Annotated in this window: 21 protein-coding genes and 1 pseudogene; 10 read left to right on the forward strand and 12 right to left on the reverse strand. The window is 45.4% G+C overall.

The window, feature by feature from the left end:
* Positions 1-162: 162 nt before the first annotated feature.
* The 6 genes and pseudogenes from AB1797_06775 (at position 163) to AB1797_06800 (ending at position 6,115) form a co-directional block, all read left to right on the forward strand.
* A complete protein-coding gene (locus AB1797_06775) occupies positions 163-1,656 on the forward strand; it encodes a site-specific DNA-methyltransferase (protein ID MEW5767318.1) in 1,494 nt (497 codons plus the stop codon).
* Complete coding sequence (locus AB1797_06780) at positions 1,656-4,361, forward strand: DEAD/DEAH box helicase family protein (GenBank protein MEW5767319.1); 2,706 nt, start codon at positions 1,656-1,658, stop codon at positions 4,359-4,361. The genes AB1797_06775 and AB1797_06780 overlap by 1 nt, the downstream gene beginning before the upstream one ends.
* A gap of 125 nt (positions 4,362-4,486) precedes the next feature.
* Positions 4,487-4,807 (forward strand): annotated as a pseudogene (locus AB1797_06785) (TrlF family ATPase).
* Positions 4,808-4,868: 61 nt separating this feature from the next.
* Positions 4,869-5,156 carry a hypothetical protein gene (locus AB1797_06790; GenBank protein ID MEW5767320.1) on the forward strand — a complete coding sequence of 96 codons (288 nt, stop codon included), beginning with the start codon at positions 4,869-4,871 and terminating at the stop codon, positions 5,154-5,156.
* Positions 5,157-5,228: 72 nt separating this feature from the next.
* A complete protein-coding gene (locus AB1797_06795) occupies positions 5,229-5,498 on the forward strand; it encodes an ATP-binding protein (GenBank protein ID MEW5767321.1) in 270 nt (89 codons plus the stop codon).
* Positions 5,495-6,115 (forward strand): XTP/dITP diphosphatase, encoded by a 621-nt coding sequence (locus AB1797_06800; protein ID MEW5767322.1) that lies wholly within the window; start codon positions 5,495-5,497, stop codon positions 6,113-6,115. Before AB1797_06795 ends, AB1797_06800 begins: the two co-directional genes overlap by 4 nt.
* On the opposite strand, the gene AB1797_06805 is transcribed toward AB1797_06800, so the two are convergent.
* From AB1797_06805 to AB1797_06820, 4 genes are all read right to left on the reverse strand, one after another.
* The gene (locus tag AB1797_06805) at positions 6,112-6,342 is read right to left on the reverse strand and encodes a zf-HC2 domain-containing protein (protein ID MEW5767323.1); all 231 of its coding nucleotides are present in this window, start codon (positions 6,340-6,342) and stop codon (positions 6,112-6,114) included. The two genes, AB1797_06800 and AB1797_06805, sit on opposite strands and share 4 nt — an antisense overlap.
* 97 nt (positions 6,343-6,439) lie before the next feature.
* Complete coding sequence (locus tag AB1797_06810) at positions 6,440-6,883, reverse strand: Hsp20/alpha crystallin family protein (protein ID MEW5767324.1); 444 nt, start codon at positions 6,881-6,883, stop codon at positions 6,440-6,442.
* Positions 6,884-7,382: 499 nt separating this feature from the next.
* Entirely contained in the window at positions 7,383-8,327 is a 945-nt protein-coding gene (fmt, locus tag AB1797_06815) for a methionyl-tRNA formyltransferase (GenBank protein MEW5767325.1), read from the reverse strand.
* Positions 8,328-8,498: 171 nt separating this feature from the next.
* Complete coding sequence (locus AB1797_06820; protein MEW5767326.1) at positions 8,499-8,732, reverse strand: helix-turn-helix domain-containing protein; 234 nt, start codon at positions 8,730-8,732, stop codon at positions 8,499-8,501.
* A gap of 47 nt (positions 8,733-8,779) precedes the next feature.
* On the opposite strand from AB1797_06820, the gene AB1797_06825 reads away from it, so the two are divergent.
* From AB1797_06825 to AB1797_06835, 3 genes are all read left to right on the forward strand, one after another.
* On the forward strand, positions 8,780-8,947 hold the full coding sequence (locus AB1797_06825) for a hypothetical protein (protein ID MEW5767327.1): 168 nt from the start codon (positions 8,780-8,782) through the stop codon (positions 8,945-8,947).
* Complete coding sequence (locus AB1797_06830) at positions 8,899-9,057, forward strand: hypothetical protein (protein MEW5767328.1); 159 nt, start codon at positions 8,899-8,901, stop codon at positions 9,055-9,057. The genes AB1797_06825 and AB1797_06830 overlap by 49 nt, the downstream gene beginning before the upstream one ends.
* Positions 9,058-9,852: 795 nt before the next feature.
* Positions 9,853-9,987: a hypothetical protein gene (locus tag AB1797_06835; GenBank protein MEW5767329.1), complete on the forward strand. Its 135-nt coding sequence runs from the start codon at positions 9,853-9,855 to the stop codon at positions 9,985-9,987.
* 110 nt (positions 9,988-10,097) lie between these two features.
* On the opposite strand, the gene AB1797_06840 is transcribed toward AB1797_06835, so the two are convergent.
* The 6 genes from AB1797_06840 to AB1797_06865 all read right to left on the reverse strand — a co-directional run bounded on the left by AB1797_06840 (position 10,098) and on the right by AB1797_06865 (position 12,664).
* The gene (locus AB1797_06840) at positions 10,098-10,313 is read right to left on the reverse strand and encodes a type II toxin-antitoxin system HicA family toxin (GenBank protein ID MEW5767330.1); all 216 of its coding nucleotides are present in this window, start codon (positions 10,311-10,313) and stop codon (positions 10,098-10,100) included.
* A complete protein-coding gene (locus tag AB1797_06845; protein MEW5767331.1) occupies positions 10,310-10,510 on the reverse strand; it encodes a type II toxin-antitoxin system HicB family antitoxin in 201 nt (66 codons plus the stop codon). Before AB1797_06845 ends, AB1797_06840 begins: the two co-directional genes overlap by 4 nt.
* Before the next feature lie 312 nt (positions 10,511-10,822).
* A complete protein-coding gene (locus tag AB1797_06850) occupies positions 10,823-11,005 on the reverse strand; it encodes a hypothetical protein (GenBank protein MEW5767332.1) in 183 nt (60 codons plus the stop codon).
* Positions 11,006-11,244: 239 nt separating this feature from the next.
* Complete coding sequence (locus AB1797_06855; protein ID MEW5767333.1) at positions 11,245-11,730, reverse strand: hypothetical protein; 486 nt, start codon at positions 11,728-11,730, stop codon at positions 11,245-11,247.
* 59 nt (positions 11,731-11,789) lie between these two features.
* A complete protein-coding gene (locus AB1797_06860; GenBank protein MEW5767334.1) occupies positions 11,790-11,948 on the reverse strand; it encodes a DNA methyltransferase in 159 nt (52 codons plus the stop codon).
* Positions 11,945-12,664, reverse strand: coding sequence for a nucleoside phosphorylase (locus AB1797_06865; protein MEW5767335.1), 720 nt, complete (start codon positions 12,662-12,664; stop codon positions 11,945-11,947). The genes AB1797_06860 and AB1797_06865 overlap by 4 nt, the downstream gene beginning before the upstream one ends.
* Positions 12,665-12,730: 66 nt before the next feature.
* On the opposite strand from AB1797_06865, the gene AB1797_06870 reads away from it, so the two are divergent.
* On the forward strand, positions 12,731-12,919 hold the full coding sequence (locus AB1797_06870) for a hypothetical protein (GenBank protein MEW5767336.1): 189 nt from the start codon (positions 12,731-12,733) through the stop codon (positions 12,917-12,919).
* Here the strand turns inward: AB1797_06870 and AB1797_06875 are convergent.
* Both AB1797_06875 and AB1797_06880 read right to left on the reverse strand, forming a co-directional pair.
* Positions 12,870-14,183, reverse strand: a complete 1,314-nt coding sequence (locus AB1797_06875) for a chorismate synthase (protein MEW5767337.1) — start codon at positions 14,181-14,183, stop codon at positions 12,870-12,872. The two genes, AB1797_06870 and AB1797_06875, sit on opposite strands and share 50 nt — an antisense overlap.
* A 346-nt stretch (positions 14,184-14,529) precedes the next feature.
* Positions 14,530-16,275, reverse strand: coding sequence for an AAA family ATPase (locus tag AB1797_06880; protein MEW5767338.1), 1,746 nt, complete (start codon positions 16,273-16,275; stop codon positions 14,530-14,532).
* Positions 16,276-16,726 lie beyond the last annotated feature (451 nt).

A 16,726-nucleotide genomic window follows, 5' to 3' on the forward strand; every position in this document is an offset into this window, starting at 1 on the left:
TTAAACTTACTGTGGTAAGCTCTCTTCGTCAAGATTTAGCGATTTCAGAGAAGCGTCCAACGATGCACAACATATTGGGTTACAGGGAGTTCTGGTGAAATTGAGTTTTCATATTCACGTTATTATACTAAATCAGATCGTGCGATATTCAATCCACAATTTATTGAGAGCGACAAAGATGACAAAAATTATCCTTACGTTGAAGAAAAGACTGGAAGAAAGTACGGGTCTTTCGATTTTACACAAAAAGGGGCGGGACCTGCCCGGCAATTTGGGGACAAAACTTTAACGCCTCCAGCGGGAAAACACTGGATTTGGTCTCAGGACAAGATCGAGGGAGCAATGAAAGAAGGACGAATTATCTTTACCAAGAATGGCGTGCCGAGAATAAAAAGATATTTAGATGAAAAGGAAGGCAATTATGTTGGTGATTTATGGATTGATAATGAAGTTACCCCATTATCAGCCAATGCTTCGGAAAGAGTCGATTATCCTACCCAAAAACCGGAAGCCCTCTTGGGGCGTTTAGTTGAGGCATCATCCAATGAAGGCGACCTCGTTGCAGATTTCTTCTGTGGTTCAGGCACGACATTAGCCGTCGCTGAAAAATTAGGGCGTAAGTGGATAGGCTCAGATTTAGGTCGGTTTGCTATCCACATTTCCCGAAAACGCCTTATTCAGGTTCAGCGTGAAATGAAAAATTCCGGCAAAGATTTCCGGGCGTTTGAAATACTTAATCTTGGTAAATACGAGCGTGAGCAATATATCAGTGTTGATGTTAACCTTCGCGAACAGGAAAGGCAAAAGGTTCTTGAGAGAAAAGAAAAACAATACGTCGAACTGATTCTCTCCGCATATAACGCTCAAGCGGTTGATTCCTATAATTATTTTGTCGGCAAGAAACGGGATCGTCTTGTCGCTGTCGGGCCTATTTCAACGCCGGTGTCATCAGCTTTTGTGGATGAGGCAATCAAAGAAGCCCAGGGAAAAGGAATTACAAAATTCGATGTTCTCGGATTTGATTATGAGATGGGGCTTGATTTTGCCGAACTTAGCCGTCAGGGGGTTGATGTTCAGTTTAAGGTTATTCCACGGGAAGTATTTGACCGCAGGGCTGTTGAAAAAGGTCATGTAAAGTTTTATGACGTTGCGTATATTGAAATAAAACCGATTATCAAGGGGCGCGGGAATAATAAGACCGTAGCGGTCGAATTGTGCGATTTTAGCGTGTTTTATAATCAGGACAGCGTTGAAGAAACAGAAGGTTCTCTCAAGGAAGGCGGTAGCAAGATTGTTATTGAAAACGGACAGGTTATCAAGGTTTCAAAAGATAAAAAGACAGCGGTTGTAAAAAAAGAAGTTTTGACGAAGAAATGGACGGATTGGGTGGATTACTGGTCGGTTGATTTCAATATGGAAAGCCGGAAAGAAATTGTCCGGACAATCAATCCTGATACACAAGAGGAAAAAGAAGAATGGACAGGCGGGTATATTTTTGAAAATGAATGGCAGTCATTCAGGACAAAGAAGGACAGGAAACTCGAGCTTGTGTCCGCAGAAAAGGAAGTATCAAAAGGTCGGCGTAAGGTCGCTGTTAAGGTCGTCGATATTTTCGGCAACGACACAACAAGAGTTATTGAGGTTAATATTTCATAATGGCACTGCATAAAAAATTTCCCAAAGATAAGTTTGCGATTTTAGAGCCGGAGATTCGCTGGTTTCCGGCGGATGAGGCTTTGCGTGAGCAGGGTTATGAAAAACTGCTCCCGCCCTTTGTGCCGGAGCTTAGGAAAAAAGTTAAGGAGTGGCGGGATACAGGGTATGATGGGGCAAGCCCGACCTCGAAGGCTCTTTTGAATTGGTGGTTTAAGCAGGAGCATTTGGCTTATGGGGCGGATGGTGATACCTTCTTATTTCAGTATTACTTTGCCCAGCGTGAAGCGGTTGAAACGATTGTCTGGCTTTATGATGTTTCGGGTGTCCGAAATAAATATGACCTTCTTCCTTTTGATTCTCTGGGCCGGGTAAGCCCGAATATGTTTGATGAGGACTGGCTGAGACTTGTTATCAAAATGGCGACCGGAAGCGGTAAAACAAAAGTAATGAGTTTGCTTCTGGCATGGTCATATTTCCATAAACTTTATGAGCGGGAGTCAGAGCTTTCCCGGAACTTTCTTTTGATCACGCCGAATATTATTGTCCTTGAGCGCATCAAGACCGATTTTGACGGGTTAAAGATATTTTATCAGGATCCTGTTTTGCCGGATAACGGCTATGAAGGAAGAAGCTGGCAGGATGATTTTCAGATAACTTTGCATTTGCAGGACGATTTAACGGCGATTTCTCCGACCGGTAATATATTTCTTACTAACATTCACCGGGTCTATGAGAGCGATGTTAAAGAGGCGTCTTTTAACGATGAGGATTTAACGGATTATTTCTTAGGTCAAAAGCCGGTCTCAAAGACAAACGAGTCATTGATTGAATTAAGCAACGTGGTTCGGGATATTGACGAGATGGTTATTTTTAATGATGAAGCGCATCATATACACGACCCGAAGATGGCATGGTTTAAGTCCATTCAGGATATAAATAATAAACTCAAGCTAAAGGATAAGCAAATCGCTTTACAGATAGATTGCACCGCAACGCCGAAGCATAATAACGGCGGGATTTTTGTTCAGACTATTTCGGACTATCCCCTTGTTGAGGCAATCCACCAGGGCGTTGTTAAAACTCCGGTGTTGCCGGATGAAGCAAGCCGAGGGAAATTGCGGGAACGCCAAAGCGCTATATTTACCGAAAAATATGAAGATTATATCAATCTTGGCATTGCAGAATGGCGGAAGACGTATAAAGAGCTTGAACCTACCGGGAAAAAAGCGATTTTGTTCATCATGACGGATGATACAAAGAACTGTGATGAGGTGCAGGCATATTTGGAAAAGAATTATGCCGATCTAAACGGTAAGGTCTTAACGATTCACACTAATAAAAGCGGTGATATAACCGAAAAGGTCACCGGCAAAGCCAAAGAGGAGCTTGACCGGCTTCGTAAGCAGGCGAATGATATTGACAGACGGGAAAGTCCTTATGAAGTTATTGTTTCCGTCTTAATGTTAAAAGAGGGCTGGGACGTTAAGAATGTGACGACGATTGTCGGGCTTCGGGCGTATTCAGCACAGTCGAATATTCTGCCGGAGCAGACGCTTGGCCGCGGCTTACGCCGGATGTTTTTCGGCCGGGAAGATGTTGAAGAATACGTCAGTGTTATTGGCACTCCGGCTTTCATGGATTTTGTCGAGTCTATAAAAGCTGAAGGTGTTGAATTGGAAAAGCGGAAAATGGACTCAACGACAAAAGCGGTCACACCGACAGTTATTGAAATTGACCATAATAATCCAAAGAAAGATATTCACCGGTTGGATATAGAGCTTCCTATTCTAACTCCGAGGATTCAACGGGAATATAAGAACTTGGCAGACTTAAAACCTGCCGGATTCAAGAACGCAAAGCTCAAGGTAAAGCAGTTTAACGAACAGGAACAGCGCGAGATTGTCTTTAAGCACGTTGTCGAGGAAAAGATTCATCATACGACCATTCTTGAAAGCAATATTGAGCCGAATTATCAGAGCGTTATCGGTTTTTTTGCCCATAGCATTATGCGGGAGCTCCGCCTGTTCGGATGTTATGACGTTTTATTCGGCAAGGTAAAGGACTTTGTGCAGATGTATCTATTCGAGGCAGGAGTTGACCTTGAGGATAAAAACATATTAAGAAACCTATCGGAACTTGAAGCGACAAAAACGATACTCGAAACATTTAAAAAGGCGATTAACGAGTTGACGGTTAAGGATGTCGGAGACGCCGAGATAAAGAATTATATCAAGGTGAGCAATAGCCGGCCATTTGTTGTGAATGACAGGGCTTATCTGGTGCCGAAAAAGAGCGTTTTTAATCGAATTGTCGGCGACAGCCAGTTTGAACTTGATTTCGCCGATTTTTTGGAGCGATTGAGCGATGATGAGGTTGTTTCGTTTACAAAGAATTATTACGAAGTGCATTTCAAGATAGACTATAAAAATGCAGATGGAACGATTGCCAATTATTACCCGGACTTTTTTGTTAAGACTGATGATAAAACAGTTTATATCGTTGAAACAAAAGGGCGTGAGGATTTAGACGACCCCTTAAAGATAACAAGGCTTGCCCAGTGGTGTGATGACGCAAATAACCGGCAGAAGAAAATCGAATATAAAATGTTATACGTTAAGCAGGAAGATTGGGACAAATACAAACCAAATAATTGGAATGATATAATTCAGGTGTTTAGTCCGGCAGAGTCCGGTTTGCCCCGTTAGAGAATTTCGTTTTCTCTCAGGGGTGTGCTGATGATGGCTTTAACTTGCCGTCAGCTTGGGAATCGGTAACCACCGATAAAAGTCGAAAGCGTTCTCTAACGGGGTGAACTTTAACGGAGGATAAAATGAACAATTTGAATATTTTTAAAAATGGTTCTGCCTGGATGCGGGCAGATTTTCATCTTCATACCAAGGCTGATAAAGAGTTTTCTTATAAAGGCAAAGATAGTGAGTTTATTTCTGCCTATATCGAAGCTTTGAAGAAAGGGGATATACGGATAGGCGTTATTACGAATCACAATAAATTTGATTTAGAAGAGTTTAAAGCATTAAGGAAAAACGCATTAAAAGAAGAAATTTGTTTGTTGCCGGGCATAGAACTTTCTGTGAATGACGGTAAGAGCGGACTTCATGTTTTAGTCGTTTTTAACGACGATTGGATTGCAAATACAGAAAATAAAGATTACCATTACTGGCTATGGATTAGACGAGTTTGAGGTTGATCGAGTGAGGCTTTTTGAAAATAAGGGCATCATCAAGATACAGGATGAAAGACCACTGGTCACTATAGCCGGAATGCTCCTCTTCGGTAAGGATGTCTCAAGGTTTCTGCCCCAGAGTTGCATCAAGTTGGTCAGGTTTAAGGGAATAGAAGTCGGCGGCGATTTTATTGACCATAAAGAGATTTCCGGGATACTGCCTGAACTGATAGAAGAGGCAATAAGATTTGTTAAGCGACATACCAATTTGGGAAGGATGATAGAGGCAATGAGGTCTCCTGACATCCCTGAGTAATTAGATAAGGTAGTTAGGGAGGCGTTAGTTAATGCTGTTGTCCATCGTGATTATTCGATAAGAAATAGTTACATCAGGCTCTTTATCTTTGATGACCGATTGGAGATTCGCAGCCCTGGTAGACTTCCTAATGCCGCTTCTCTTGAAGAACTTCCACTGGGTGACCATCACCCTCGTAATAAGCTTCTTTTCTCTCTCTTAGAAGGGCTTGGTTACGGAGAGCGAATAGGAACCGGTATTCCCAGAATGATCAGACTGTGTCGGGAAAATGGGTATAAAAAGCCGGAATTTAAAGAAATAGGCGAAGAATTCTGGGTTACCCTTTACGGAAGGAAAATATGAGCCAGGAGTTAGAAATAGTTATTGCTTCAGGAAATCAAGGTAAGATCGAAGAGATCAAGGACATTCTGAAGGATTGGAGGGTCAAGATTCTCTCTTTGCGGGACTATCCTGATATGGCTCCGATTGTAGAGGATGGACGGACCTTTGAAGAAAACGCGGTTAAAAAGGCTGAAACGGTATGCCGGTTCACCGGCAAGATTGCTTTGGCCGATGACTCCGGCCTGGAAGTTGATGCCCTAAATGGTGCGCCAGGCGTGATGTCGGCCAGATATGCCGGTGAAGGAGCCACTAAAGAAGCTCTAAACAAAAAGCTATTGAAGGCTATGGAGGATGTTCCTGAGCAGAAACGGACCGCTCGCTTCCGATGTGTTATGGCGATTGCTCAACCAGACAGGCAGACTCAAGTTGTTTCAGGGAAATGTGAAGGGATAATTGCTCACGCTATGCGGGGCGATTACGGTTTTGGTTATGATCCTGTTTTTGTAGTCCCTTCCTTTGGAAAGACTATGGCGGAATTAGGCGGGGAAATAAAAAACCGGATAAGTCATCGTGCCCTGGCCCTTCAAAAAGCCCTCCTTATCCTGCACTCAGTTTTTCAGGAAGGCGCTAATGATTAATCTCTTTGCATTTGTGAAAGAAACCAGTGAAGTCGTTGATGAACCTCTTCGGGGATAGAGCCTTGTCTTTGTCTTCTGACCAGTTTTATGGTTACTTTAAAAGTGGATAAAAAGGCCTCACAATTCTGACAGCCAAGTAAATGATGATCAATGGCCTGACAAAGCTCGCGGGAGATCTCTTCATCTATATAATTTGAAAGTAACTTCCGTATATCTTCGCATCTCATAATTCACCCTCTTTCAATGGCGGATTGTGGACTGCGGATTTCGGATTAAAAATAAGGGGGAAAGTTCGCCCTCCGAAATCCGCAATCGGGCGAAGACTTAAGCTACCTTAACTTCGATCTCCTTTGGCCTGGCTTCTTTTGCCTTAGTCAGATTTATCTCCAGGACTCCATCTTTGTAAGAAGCTTTGGTTTCTTCGGCTTCAACCCTGGTCGGAAGAGAAATGCTTCGAGCAAAGGAGCCGTAAGACCGCTCGCAGCAGTAATAATCTTCCTCTTTAACTTCCTTATCACGCTTCAGTTCTCCCCTAATGGTCAGGACGTCGTCTTCCAGGGATACGTGGATATCTTTCTTGTCAAGTCCAGGAAGCTCAGCCTTGACAGTTAGATGATCACCCCGATCTAAAAGATCCACCGCCGGCGTAAAACCACTGTATCTCCAACCAAAGGGCCGTTCCAATAAGCGCTCTAACTCGTCGCCAAAATCCCATAAGGTACTTACTCTCTTCGCTGGTCTAAAAGGACTCCATTTAATAAGAGACATCTTTGCCACCTCCTTTCTGTTTAACCTTTTTTCGTAACCGTTCAGCCACAGATGAAACACGGAAAATCCGTGAGCCGTGTCCGTGATTCGGGTCTGTCCTTAGGCTGTAGGGACAACCCTTGTGGTTGTCCGTCTACAGAACGGACATGGACAAGCACGGACAGGGACAAGCCCTGTCCCTACACTTCCGCCTTCTGTCCTGTGTTATTTATCCGTGCTAATCCGTGCAGCTATACCTGAATGGTTACCTTTTTTCTTCTTTCAATATGTTAGATGCAGAATTCCTCTAAGGGATTCAAAAAAAATAGCCGATAGGGAAAAAGAAGGGGGGAAGCCCGGCGGTAGGATAAATAACCAGATAGCTGATAGGCGAGCAGGAAAAGATAAGACCCTCTTGGCGTAACTACTCAGCCACTAAGGCACAAAGATTACAAATATTCTCTTCGTGCCTTAGTGGCTTTGTGGCTGAGTAGTTACCTCTTGACTACTAATTGGGCTGTTAACCGAGGATGTGACCAGGCTGGATATTGTATCCACGAAGGAACTCGGCGTCGGAAAGGCGGCTCTTGCCAGGCATCTGAAGCTGTAATAGATAGATGGTTTGCCCTTCACCACAAGTGACCATTATCTCTTTTTTCGGGTTGAGAGAAACCACCTGACCAGGCTCTGCTCCGGACGTCCTTTGGCTGAGCATCGAGGGTAAAGTCCGCCAGACCTTTAACCTTTTCCCATGCCAATAGGTATAAGCCCCTGGCTTTGGATTTAAACCCCGAACCAGGTTATGAATATGGCTGGCAGGTAGATGCCAATCAATGATTCCGTCTTCCTTTTCTATAAGGGGGGCAAAACCGGCCTGGGCTTCATCTTGCTTTTTCCGGGAAGCTTTTCCTTGTTTGATCAATCTTATTGTTTCTACCAGCAGTTCCGCCCCTCTTCTGGATAATCGAGCCTCAAGCTCACCCGCTGTCTCTTCAAAGGTGATTTCGGTTTCAGCCTGAAGAACAATATCTCCGGTGTCCAGGCCTTCATCCATCCACATGGTAGTTACGCCAGTTATAGTTTCCCCCTCGATGATCGCCCAATTAATGGGAGCAGCGCCCCGATATTTAGGGAGAAGAGAGGCATGGAGGTTAAGACATCCATAAGGGGGAATGGCGAGTATTTCCTTAGGCAGGATCTTCCCGTAGGCTACAACCACAATTAGGTCCGGAGCTAATTCCTTAAGCGTGTCTACCGCTTCCTCCGTCTTTAAAGAAGTAAATTGCCAGACCGGGATATCCAGAGTTATGGCCAGATCTTTTACCGGCGGAGGTTTGAGATGGTGTCCCCGACCGGCTGGGCGATCAGGCTGGGTAACCACACCGATTATTTGATCTTCGCTGTTTATTAATTGTTTTAAGGACGGAAGGGCAAAATTCGGACTGCCCATAAAGATGATTCGCATCTTTTTGCCTTCTCTTGACTATTGAGGCTATTACCGCTCGACGAAAGTTCCTGAGCGGTTTCAGCAGGGTTCGAGGATTCAAGGGTTCCGCCCAGGAACTTAGGCCGTGTGGTCCTATAATACCACACCAGGACCTCTGTTGTCAATTAAAAAGGCAATCCAACCGAAATCTTAGCCGGCGAAGAGATTCAATCGTGGATCAAGAAACAAATGGTTATTTTCTTCTTCATTGGATTGATTCTTTGTGGGGATATATAGTTGATAATCCCTGATTTTTTTATCCAGGGTAGGTCTGGATATCTTAAGGATACGAGCCGCTTGACTCTTATTCCCTTTGGTTTTATCCAACACTTTTTGAATATGAGTCTTTTCTATTTCCTGTAAACCGAGACTTACTTCATACATCTTACTCACCTTTACAGAAGTCTCACTTAATAAGTGTTTGATGCTCGATGCTCGATCCTCGATGCTCGATGCTTAATGCTCGATCCTCGATGCTCGATCCTCGATGCTCGAGGTTCGATGCTCGATGCTTGAGGTTTGATGCTCGATCCTCGATGCTCGATCCTCGATGCTCGAGGTTCGATGCTCGATGTTTGATGCTCGATACTCGATGCTGATAAAGGATACAGTATCCAGTATCGAGCATCCAGTATCGAGTATCGAGCATCCAGTATCGAGCATCGAGTTGCGGGGTAATACTATAACGAGGGGGAGACAGGGGCCTTAATTAATAAGGGTGTGTCTTGGAAGCAATCTCCCCCTCGTTAAAAATTAGGTGCCCATAAAGGGGAGAGGGGCCTGGCTTAAAGATCCGATAAACAGTCTTTCTTTAAGCCCTCCCCTATACGGGCAGGGGCCAATTAAACTGTCCATCAGGGGGAGAGGGGCCTGGCTTAAGTATCTAATAAACAGTCTTTACTTAAGCCCTCCCCCAAACGGACAAGAATTGACTATTAATGGGGTGCTCATCAGATGAAAAGGAACCTCGGCCCTCCCACCTGAGGGGCAACTTTATTTTCTCTTTCTGCTATATCCTTACAGCAATTATTATGCCAACTTTTTTGATTCGTGAAATTTTCCAGGCACTCTATCCTATTACTTTGATTTATCAAATATTATGATAAAGGGGTCGAAGTTTGGTTTCAAACTGAGGAAATACTTTATTGTAATTTCTTCTTTTCCAGAGACGGTGCCGGAATTCCCTTATCTGACTCCAATGAAGCTAAAAGAGAGGCATGTAAAGGATGGGCAGGAGTTGTAAACTGTCTTTACAACTAATCTAAGAACCTGGGGTAAAAGAGGATAGTTCAACACGGCGTAAGTTCCTCGTGAACCCTTGAATCCTCGAACCCTACTGAAACCGCCCAGGAACTTTCGCCGGTTATCATCTTTCCCCTTTTCCTCAACTTTTCACTTGACTTACTCATTTTTATATACTATAATCCAAGACCACCAGATATAATGGACCCAAAAAATCGGACAGTATGTTAAGTTACAGTTGAGGTCAAAAAAGAGGAGGTTGATGAAGAAAATGAGGGCAAATTATCCCCCGGCCTTTAAGGCAAAGGTAGCATTAGATGCAATAAAAGAGGAGAGGACCGCATCTGAATTTGTTATTACAATTTATCAGGGACTAATATGCAAAATTGAGTATTAGTCCCGAAATGTCAGCAGCATCAAAAACTTCCTGAAATTTTCTTCTGAATATCAGGTTAAGGAATATATCGACCTTCGTAGTAGAAGCAAGTTCAATCTTCTCTCCCTATTTCACAAGTCATTCGGTGTAAGCCCCGTACGCCGGGAGATGCGTGCCAACATTTGAGGACCAATTTCTTCTTGATCATGAAACGCAAAAGTAAAATCTGGCCACCCAAGACGGGATAGGACGCGGTGTGATGTGCCAGATTGACGTTTAATCGTCCAGCCAATTCGCAATAAGGCGGATAGCACCCCTCGTGCTTTAGTCGACGGCCATTGACTCATGCCGCCACCGCGAAGAGACCGCGGAGATCCACGATTTCCTCCCCATGTTCGAGTCGATCTGCCAGCACACGCAAGGCCAGAGCTCTAACTTTGGAAATTGCTTCCTCTTGACTCTGTCCGTACACCATGACACCAGGTAAATCGGGCACTTCGGCTATCCACCGACCATCTTCTTCACGTTCAATTTCGATATTCACTAATTAAACCTCCAATTTCTATATTTCTCCACATAAACAAATTCAGTCTCACTTGGCTAACGACAAAGTTCAGCGGCGGCGGGGAGAATTACCACCAAACTTTGTCCGCACGATTACCCCTTGAGATACTACAAAACTTTCAATCACAGCACAGTCCCCCGCCGTCCGCTGCAACGATTGGTTAGGGTAACCTCAAAAATCCTGTCGTAAACAGGTTGCTCTTTCAACTTCTTCAGGTCTCTCAAAAATGATTCGCGATATTGAACTTTCACTTTGACTACGCCTCTAAATAGGCTAACGCTTCCTCACGACTCAATAGAGGGGTTTCTTTGGCTTCATCCATCGCTTTATACTCAAACAATAGTCTTCCATTGCTTCAGATATCTCCTGAGCAAAAGCGTTATCTTCTATGAACAGTTGTTTCCATAATTCAATGGGAACAACCACTGCCTTTACTTGACTACTCTTATCTGTCAAATATTCGAGTTCAAGCATGTTATACTCCTCCTATAACTATAAGCCAATCAATCTACTTCTGAGGGCAGAGTTTGCAGACAAGACACCTCCCCACCTCGGCAAAGCCACCTAATGGTTTGGCTGAGTGGCGGTTGCGTCCGCTCTTTATCCTTGCTGCCCTTCATATCCCACTATTTCGTTCATCACCTGACATAATAAAATCATATCTCTGATAATATGTCAAGAAAATAGACCTGACCCCGGTGCCCATCTCAACTTCATTTAATCTTAGATTCCAAATAAGTTAGAATTTGTTGGTAAAAATAATTATCGAAATTCTGAGCACCTCCTCCACCACTAGGATAAATCAAAATCTGTCTGGCTCGCCGGAAAAGAACTGCAAAGTGATCTTCAAACGACTTCTGTATACCTTCGTTTTGAACTTCGAAGAGGGCTGATTGCCAACCCAATAATTCTGCAAAGTAAAAGCCAACTAACATTTCAATATCACCAGTTGGTAGGTCTTTTACATAATGGTAAGCATACTGAGAAATTTCCTGGTAGACACGTATTTCGATACTGCCATCTATAAGTTGGTTTTGCCTGGAAAGTTTATCCCACAGTTTTTTCACAATGCTACAAGTAGTTCTTAAGTCTAAATATAATTCCTTTGCAGAACCTCGTCCCTCTTGGGTTGCTATTTGTTCAATAAGATCCCACATCGGATTTAAGAAAAGAATTCGGAATGTAGAACCGGCTTTCATTGAATCGGCTCACCCGTGAAACTATCGCCGTAAATCAAACAACTCGGATAAGGCGCTTATCAGCAGGCTTGCAGAGGGGTGTCAGACGAAGTCTGACGAACTGTGTAAAAATGCTCTCTCATCTCCATGCCCAGCCATCGCCTGCCAAGTTTGTGTGCTCCTGCGGTGGTGGTGCCGAAGCCAAGGAAGAAATCAAGGACGAGGCTAAAATACTTTATCCTTTGGCCAAGGAAGCCACTGCCCTTAAAGCGATTTTACATTCGGTTTCGATGGCGGCCGTAGTGATCTCATTTTCTATTACCTGTTCCTCATTAAGTAGATTCCCGGTGGCGGCCAGGATAGCCCCGGCCGCGGCCTTTTTGAGGTAAGCTACTGTAAAGATAGCCGCGCATTCCATCTCAAAGGCCAGGATATTTCGCTGGGCCCACCATTTACCATGGGCCATCTCTGAATAAAAGGCATCAGTGGTAGCCACCAGGCCCGTTTTCGCAGAAACACCCAATCCCTCGGCTGCCTCAACCAGGAGATTCAGGACACGGTAATGGGGAACCGGGGCAAAGGTCTTTAAATCATATTGGCTTATGATTCCGGTCAGGGGGACGGCTCCGGTAGGGATAATAATATCTCCCGGCCGTATCCCTTCTTGAGTGGCCCCGCAGGTTCCTACTCTAATGAGATACCTGGCGCCCATATCCATTAATTCTTCCATCACGATAGCGGCTGAAGGACATCCCATCCCGGTAGTTACTACGGAGACATTGATCCCCTCATATTGGCCAGTGTAAGAAAGCAAACCCCTGAATTCATTGATTACCCTTGAGTCTTTAATAAAGTTTTCAGCTATCATTTTGGTTCTACCGGGGTCACCCGCTAACAGAACGTATTCAGCTACTTCTTTTGGATCACACTTCAGGTGAATGTGTCTATGTGGCATCTCGACCTCCTCTTCAGTAGTTTTGTAACCATTCGCCTCGGGTAACCGTTCATCCCATAAGGCTGGATGCTCGAGGCTGGATGCTCGATGCTCGATCCTCGAGGCTGGATGCTCGAGGCTGGATGCTCGATGCTCGATCCTCGAGGCTGGATGCTCGATGCTGGTAAAGGATCAAGTATCGAGGATCGAGGATCGAGCATCGAGTTTAAAGGTGTTGGTAGGCCAGATGCTGCATGTAATAATCAAGAAGGATAAGCGAGGTAAAGGCTTCGGCCACCGGCCAGATTCGGGGCACGATAGTGGGGTCTCTTCGAGTGACCGCCTCTAATACCCTGTTTTCAAGGCTAACCTTGTCAATGGTGTGCTGCGATTTGCCTATGGTGGGAGTAGGTTTTACCACCAGCCTGACCACCAACGGCTGGCCGGTTGTCAGCCCCCCCGTAATCCCCCCGGCGTGATTCGACTTAAACTTAACCTCCCCGTTTTCAACATACATCTGGTCATTGCATTCGGACCCCTTCAAATCCTTGACCGCATATCCTTCACCGATTTCGACTGACTTTACGGCCGCAATACTCATCATCTTGCCCAATTCACCATCTAATTTACGAAAGACCGGCTCACCCATTCCGGCCGGCAGACCGGTGACCACAACCTCCACCACCCCTCCACTTGAGTCTCCCTCTCGGGTGATCTCCATAATCCTCTGATACATCTCATCCGCCGTATCAAGATCAGGACAGTTCAGTTTAGGATGCACCCCATATTCCCGGCGGATGGCTTCTTCATCCATTTTCTTCCCTTTAGCGTGCAGTTCAGGGATCTGGCGTTCAAACTCAGCCAGAACAGCCATCTTTTCAAGCAATCGCATTTCAGGCCTGATCCGCTTCTCCCCGTAGATAGCGGCATACACTGGATCGTGCTCCTTACGCATCTCTTTAAAGGCGGCCACTTTTTCCCTTATCTTATCCAGGGGCATATCCGGCGCCCGCACTCCAGCCGCCTCTTTAATATAGGCGGTAACTTCAATATTATGCCTTTTTAGAACCTGCTTGGCCACCACACCAGCGGCTACAATAGTATTGGTGTATCTTCCGCTGAAGATTCCTGCGCCGATGGCGTCATCATATTCTCCATACTTCCGATAGGAGGCATAAGAAGCGTGACCCGGTCGGGGGGTTCGGTTGGTGACACGGTACTGTTCGATGTGTTCCAGGTGACGGTCCAGGTTTGGAATCAATATCACGAAGGGGGTTCCATTGGTAAGCCCCTTATTAGAAAAGCCTGGCATGCTATCCGCGGCGTTTACGCCACTGTAGATAATGGGGATGTCCGGTTCCCTCCTGGGAGAGGTCAACTCATCCTGTCCCGGCTTTCTAAGTAAAAGGTCCTGGTATATTTGTTCCTCCGTAATGCAAAGGCCGGGAGGAACTCCCTGAATGTGCGTGGTCATTCCTTCTTGATAAGAGCCTCCGGCTACAGTAACTTTAAATAGCATTCCCAGGTCGCAACCTAACATAATCTTTAACCTCCTCGTATCTTAAGTACTTGCTAACTACTCAGGTAGATAGAGTGAAGGTGGAAGGCTGGTAACCGTTCAGCCACAGATGCACACAGATGAAACACGGAAAATCCGTAAGCCGTGTCCGTGATTCGGGTCTGTCCTTAGGCTGTAGGGACAACCCTTGTGGTTGTCCGTCTACAGAACGGACATGGACAAGCACGGACAGGGACAAGCCCTGTCCCTACACTTCCGCCTTCTGTCCTGTGTTATTTATCCGTGCTAATCCGTGCAGCTATACCTGAACGGTTACGAAGGCTGAAAACTGAAGGCTGTCCCTAAAAGCCTTCCACCTTTTCAGTCTTCAGCCTTCAGTCTTCAGCCTATCTGCCTGATTAGCCATTTCAACAATAGCCTCCAGTTTATCCTTGACTTCTGAGTCTATCTTTTCCTTTGGGACAAATCGAGCCAACTCGTGAAAGTTTTTCTTGGCCATCACGTTTGGAAGACCAAGTTTTTTGAAATATTCCTTAAAGAGCGGCTCCAGAAAGCCGTCACTTACTTTTGTATCCTTATCCCAAGGAGAGCCTTTACCAAGGGTCTCAAGTGCCTTCTGGACATCCTGGATAGACTCTTGCATCGCTTGAATCCGGTGGTCGGATTCAGCCGAAGCGAAAAGAGGTCCGGCCGTTTCTTGAAAAGCAGTAGCCTTGGCGTATGCCTCTAATGTTTCGGGATAGCAGAGGTAATTTTCAATCTCACGACGCCTCCATGTCAGGCCTTTTGCCCCCAGGTCAGACGGAACTTCTCGATCAAGCCGATCAAAAATTGCAATCCCTAACAGGTGTTTTACCGCCTCGCGAAGCCCGTAAAAGTGTTTTTTAACCTCCTGGGGTTGATCGCCCACATAATGAACAAAAGGTCGTTCTAATACCTTAAGGGCCTCCTGATATCCTAATGTCTCAGCAAACGCCCTGAGAATAGCCAAATCGGTAGACCCTTCGAGGTAGAGCACCCAGCCTGTTTGCTCGGCCTGGTAATAATGCTCAAAGCCTATCTCCCTGAGAGACTTGAGAACCTGGCTCCCTCTATCATCGACCCGGTGGGGTCTCCCCACGAAGGCGACTACTACATCCCTGTCCGCCGCTTCATTGAGCAATACCTCTGAGTGGCTCGCCGCAATAATCTGGTTATTATTTTCCCGCCCCACATCAGTAAGCAGTTGATATATTTGTCTCTGCCGGAAAATTTCAAGATGAGCGTCAGGCTCATCGAGTAAAAGCACGGCGTTGGGAGGATTGGCATACATATAGGCGATAAGAAGGAGCGTTTGTTGTAGCCCCCTTCCGGAAGAAGAGAGGTCGAGCCGGCTACCTCGTTCGCGGTAGCTCATAACAATCTCCCCACGTTCAGCGATGTATTTTGGCTCTTCCAACTCAGAACCAAAAAGCGAATATATTTGGCGGATAAGCTCTTCCCATCGTTCGGGCTTTTCGTTATAGACCTTGTAACATAGATTCCGAAGAACCTCCGCCGTTCTCCCTTCGCCTATCCGGACATTGATCGCCCCTGGATCAAGACGGGTCTCATTGGCCGTGAGTCCGGACATAGGAGGAAGAAATGCCACTTGCACCTTTTCCGCCTCTTGGGGAATAGGCATGCGCTCGGCTTTCTTGCCTTCTGAAAGACGGAGCGGACGGCAGTAAAAAGATTCATCGTTGGCATAATAAAATTCCAGCCCACACTTCCAGGCTTTATCTTCTGTGGCGCCTTCTACCAGAATATCTAAATAGACATTGTCTGTCTTAGGATTGCCGTTTACCCTTTGAACGTTTCTAACGTGGAGGTCCCTCCATAAAAGATTTGCCTCAGGTATCGGCAGCGCCACCAGGTCGCGCCTGTTAATGGTAACACCTGGACGACTTTCCGGTATTTTCTGACCCTGGCGCTTTTCAATCCAGCGTTTAAGTCCCATCTCCCAGAGAGCGAGAGCTTGAAGGGCAGAGGTCTTTCCTGAATTATTGGGACCAATGAAAATAACGGGATTGCCAAGCTCAATTTCAACCTCTTCAAAGCGTTTGAAGTTCTTTACACTCAGTTTTGTCAACATAAGGTTAAAAGTTGGTATCTACTCAAAATCAAGTTAAAAAAGTAAGCTCATTACAGATTATAGTGCTATGGGTTAAGTTTCATCTCCTTTTGTACCGACAGCGTCGGCATAAGAGCTTCCCCTCCCTTGATGGGAGGGGTTAGGGGAGGGTGGTAGCTCTTTTTCTAAGGTTTTTAGCAAGAGTAATAATATTGCCCGCCCATTTCACCCTCACCCTATCCCTCTCCCATCAAGGGAGAGGGAATTTTGCTTTGTCTCCCAACTAACTGCTCAACTTGATTTTGAGTAGATACAAAAGTTGCTGCCGAAGGTGGCCTGATTATTATTCGTAACCGTTCAGGTATAGCTGCACGGATTAGCACGGATAAATAACACAGGACAGAAGGCGGAAGTGTAGGGACAGGGCTTGTCCCTGTCCGTGCTTGTCCATGTCCGTTCCGTAGACGGACAA

The organism is bacterium (assembly GCA_040753085.1).
GTDB lineage: Bacteria > UBA9089 > JASEGY01 > JASEGY01 > JASEGY01 > JASEGY01.

Excerpts from the sequence above, each read along its gene's own strand:
- AB1797_06780 (MEW5767319.1), top strand. The coding sequence starts at position 1,656 with ATGGCACTGCATAAAAAATTTCCCAAAGATAAGTTTGCGATTTTAGAG.
- AB1797_06800 (MEW5767322.1), top strand. The coding sequence starts at position 5,495 with ATGAGCCAGGAGTTAGAAATAGTTATTGCTTCAGGAAATCAAGGTAAG.
- AB1797_06805 (MEW5767323.1), bottom strand. The coding sequence starts at position 6,342 with ATGAGATGCGAAGATATACGGAAGTTACTTTCAAATTATATAGATGAA.
- AB1797_06810 (MEW5767324.1), bottom strand. The coding sequence starts at position 6,883 with ATGTCTCTTATTAAATGGAGTCCTTTTAGACCAGCGAAGAGAGTAAGT.
- fmt (MEW5767325.1), bottom strand. The coding sequence starts at position 8,327 with ATGCGAATCATCTTTATGGGCAGTCCGAATTTTGCCCTTCCGTCCTTA.
- AB1797_06820 (MEW5767326.1), bottom strand. The coding sequence starts at position 8,732 with ATGTATGAAGTAAGTCTCGGTTTACAGGAAATAGAAAAGACTCATATT.
- AB1797_06825 (MEW5767327.1), top strand. The coding sequence starts at position 8,780 with ATGCTCGATCCTCGATGCTCGATGCTTAATGCTCGATCCTCGATGCTC.
- AB1797_06830 (MEW5767328.1), top strand. The coding sequence starts at position 8,899 with ATGCTCGAGGTTCGATGCTCGATGTTTGATGCTCGATACTCGATGCTG.
- AB1797_06835 (MEW5767329.1), top strand. The coding sequence starts at position 9,853 with ATGAAGAAAATGAGGGCAAATTATCCCCCGGCCTTTAAGGCAAAGGTA.
- AB1797_06840 (MEW5767330.1), bottom strand. The coding sequence starts at position 10,313 with ATGAGTCAATGGCCGTCGACTAAAGCACGAGGGGTGCTATCCGCCTTA.
- AB1797_06850 (MEW5767332.1), bottom strand. The coding sequence starts at position 11,005 with ATGCTTGAACTCGAATATTTGACAGATAAGAGTAGTCAAGTAAAGGCA.
- AB1797_06855 (MEW5767333.1), bottom strand. The coding sequence starts at position 11,730 with ATGAAAGCCGGTTCTACATTCCGAATTCTTTTCTTAAATCCGATGTGG.
- AB1797_06865 (MEW5767335.1), bottom strand. The coding sequence starts at position 12,664 with ATGCCACATAGACACATTCACCTGAAGTGTGATCCAAAAGAAGTAGCT.
- AB1797_06870 (MEW5767336.1), top strand. The coding sequence starts at position 12,731 with ATGCTCGAGGCTGGATGCTCGATGCTCGATCCTCGAGGCTGGATGCTC.
- AB1797_06875 (MEW5767337.1), bottom strand. The coding sequence starts at position 14,183 with ATGTTAGGTTGCGACCTGGGAATGCTATTTAAAGTTACTGTAGCCGGA.
- AB1797_06880 (MEW5767338.1), bottom strand. The coding sequence starts at position 16,275 with ATGTTGACAAAACTGAGTGTAAAGAACTTCAAACGCTTTGAAGAGGTT.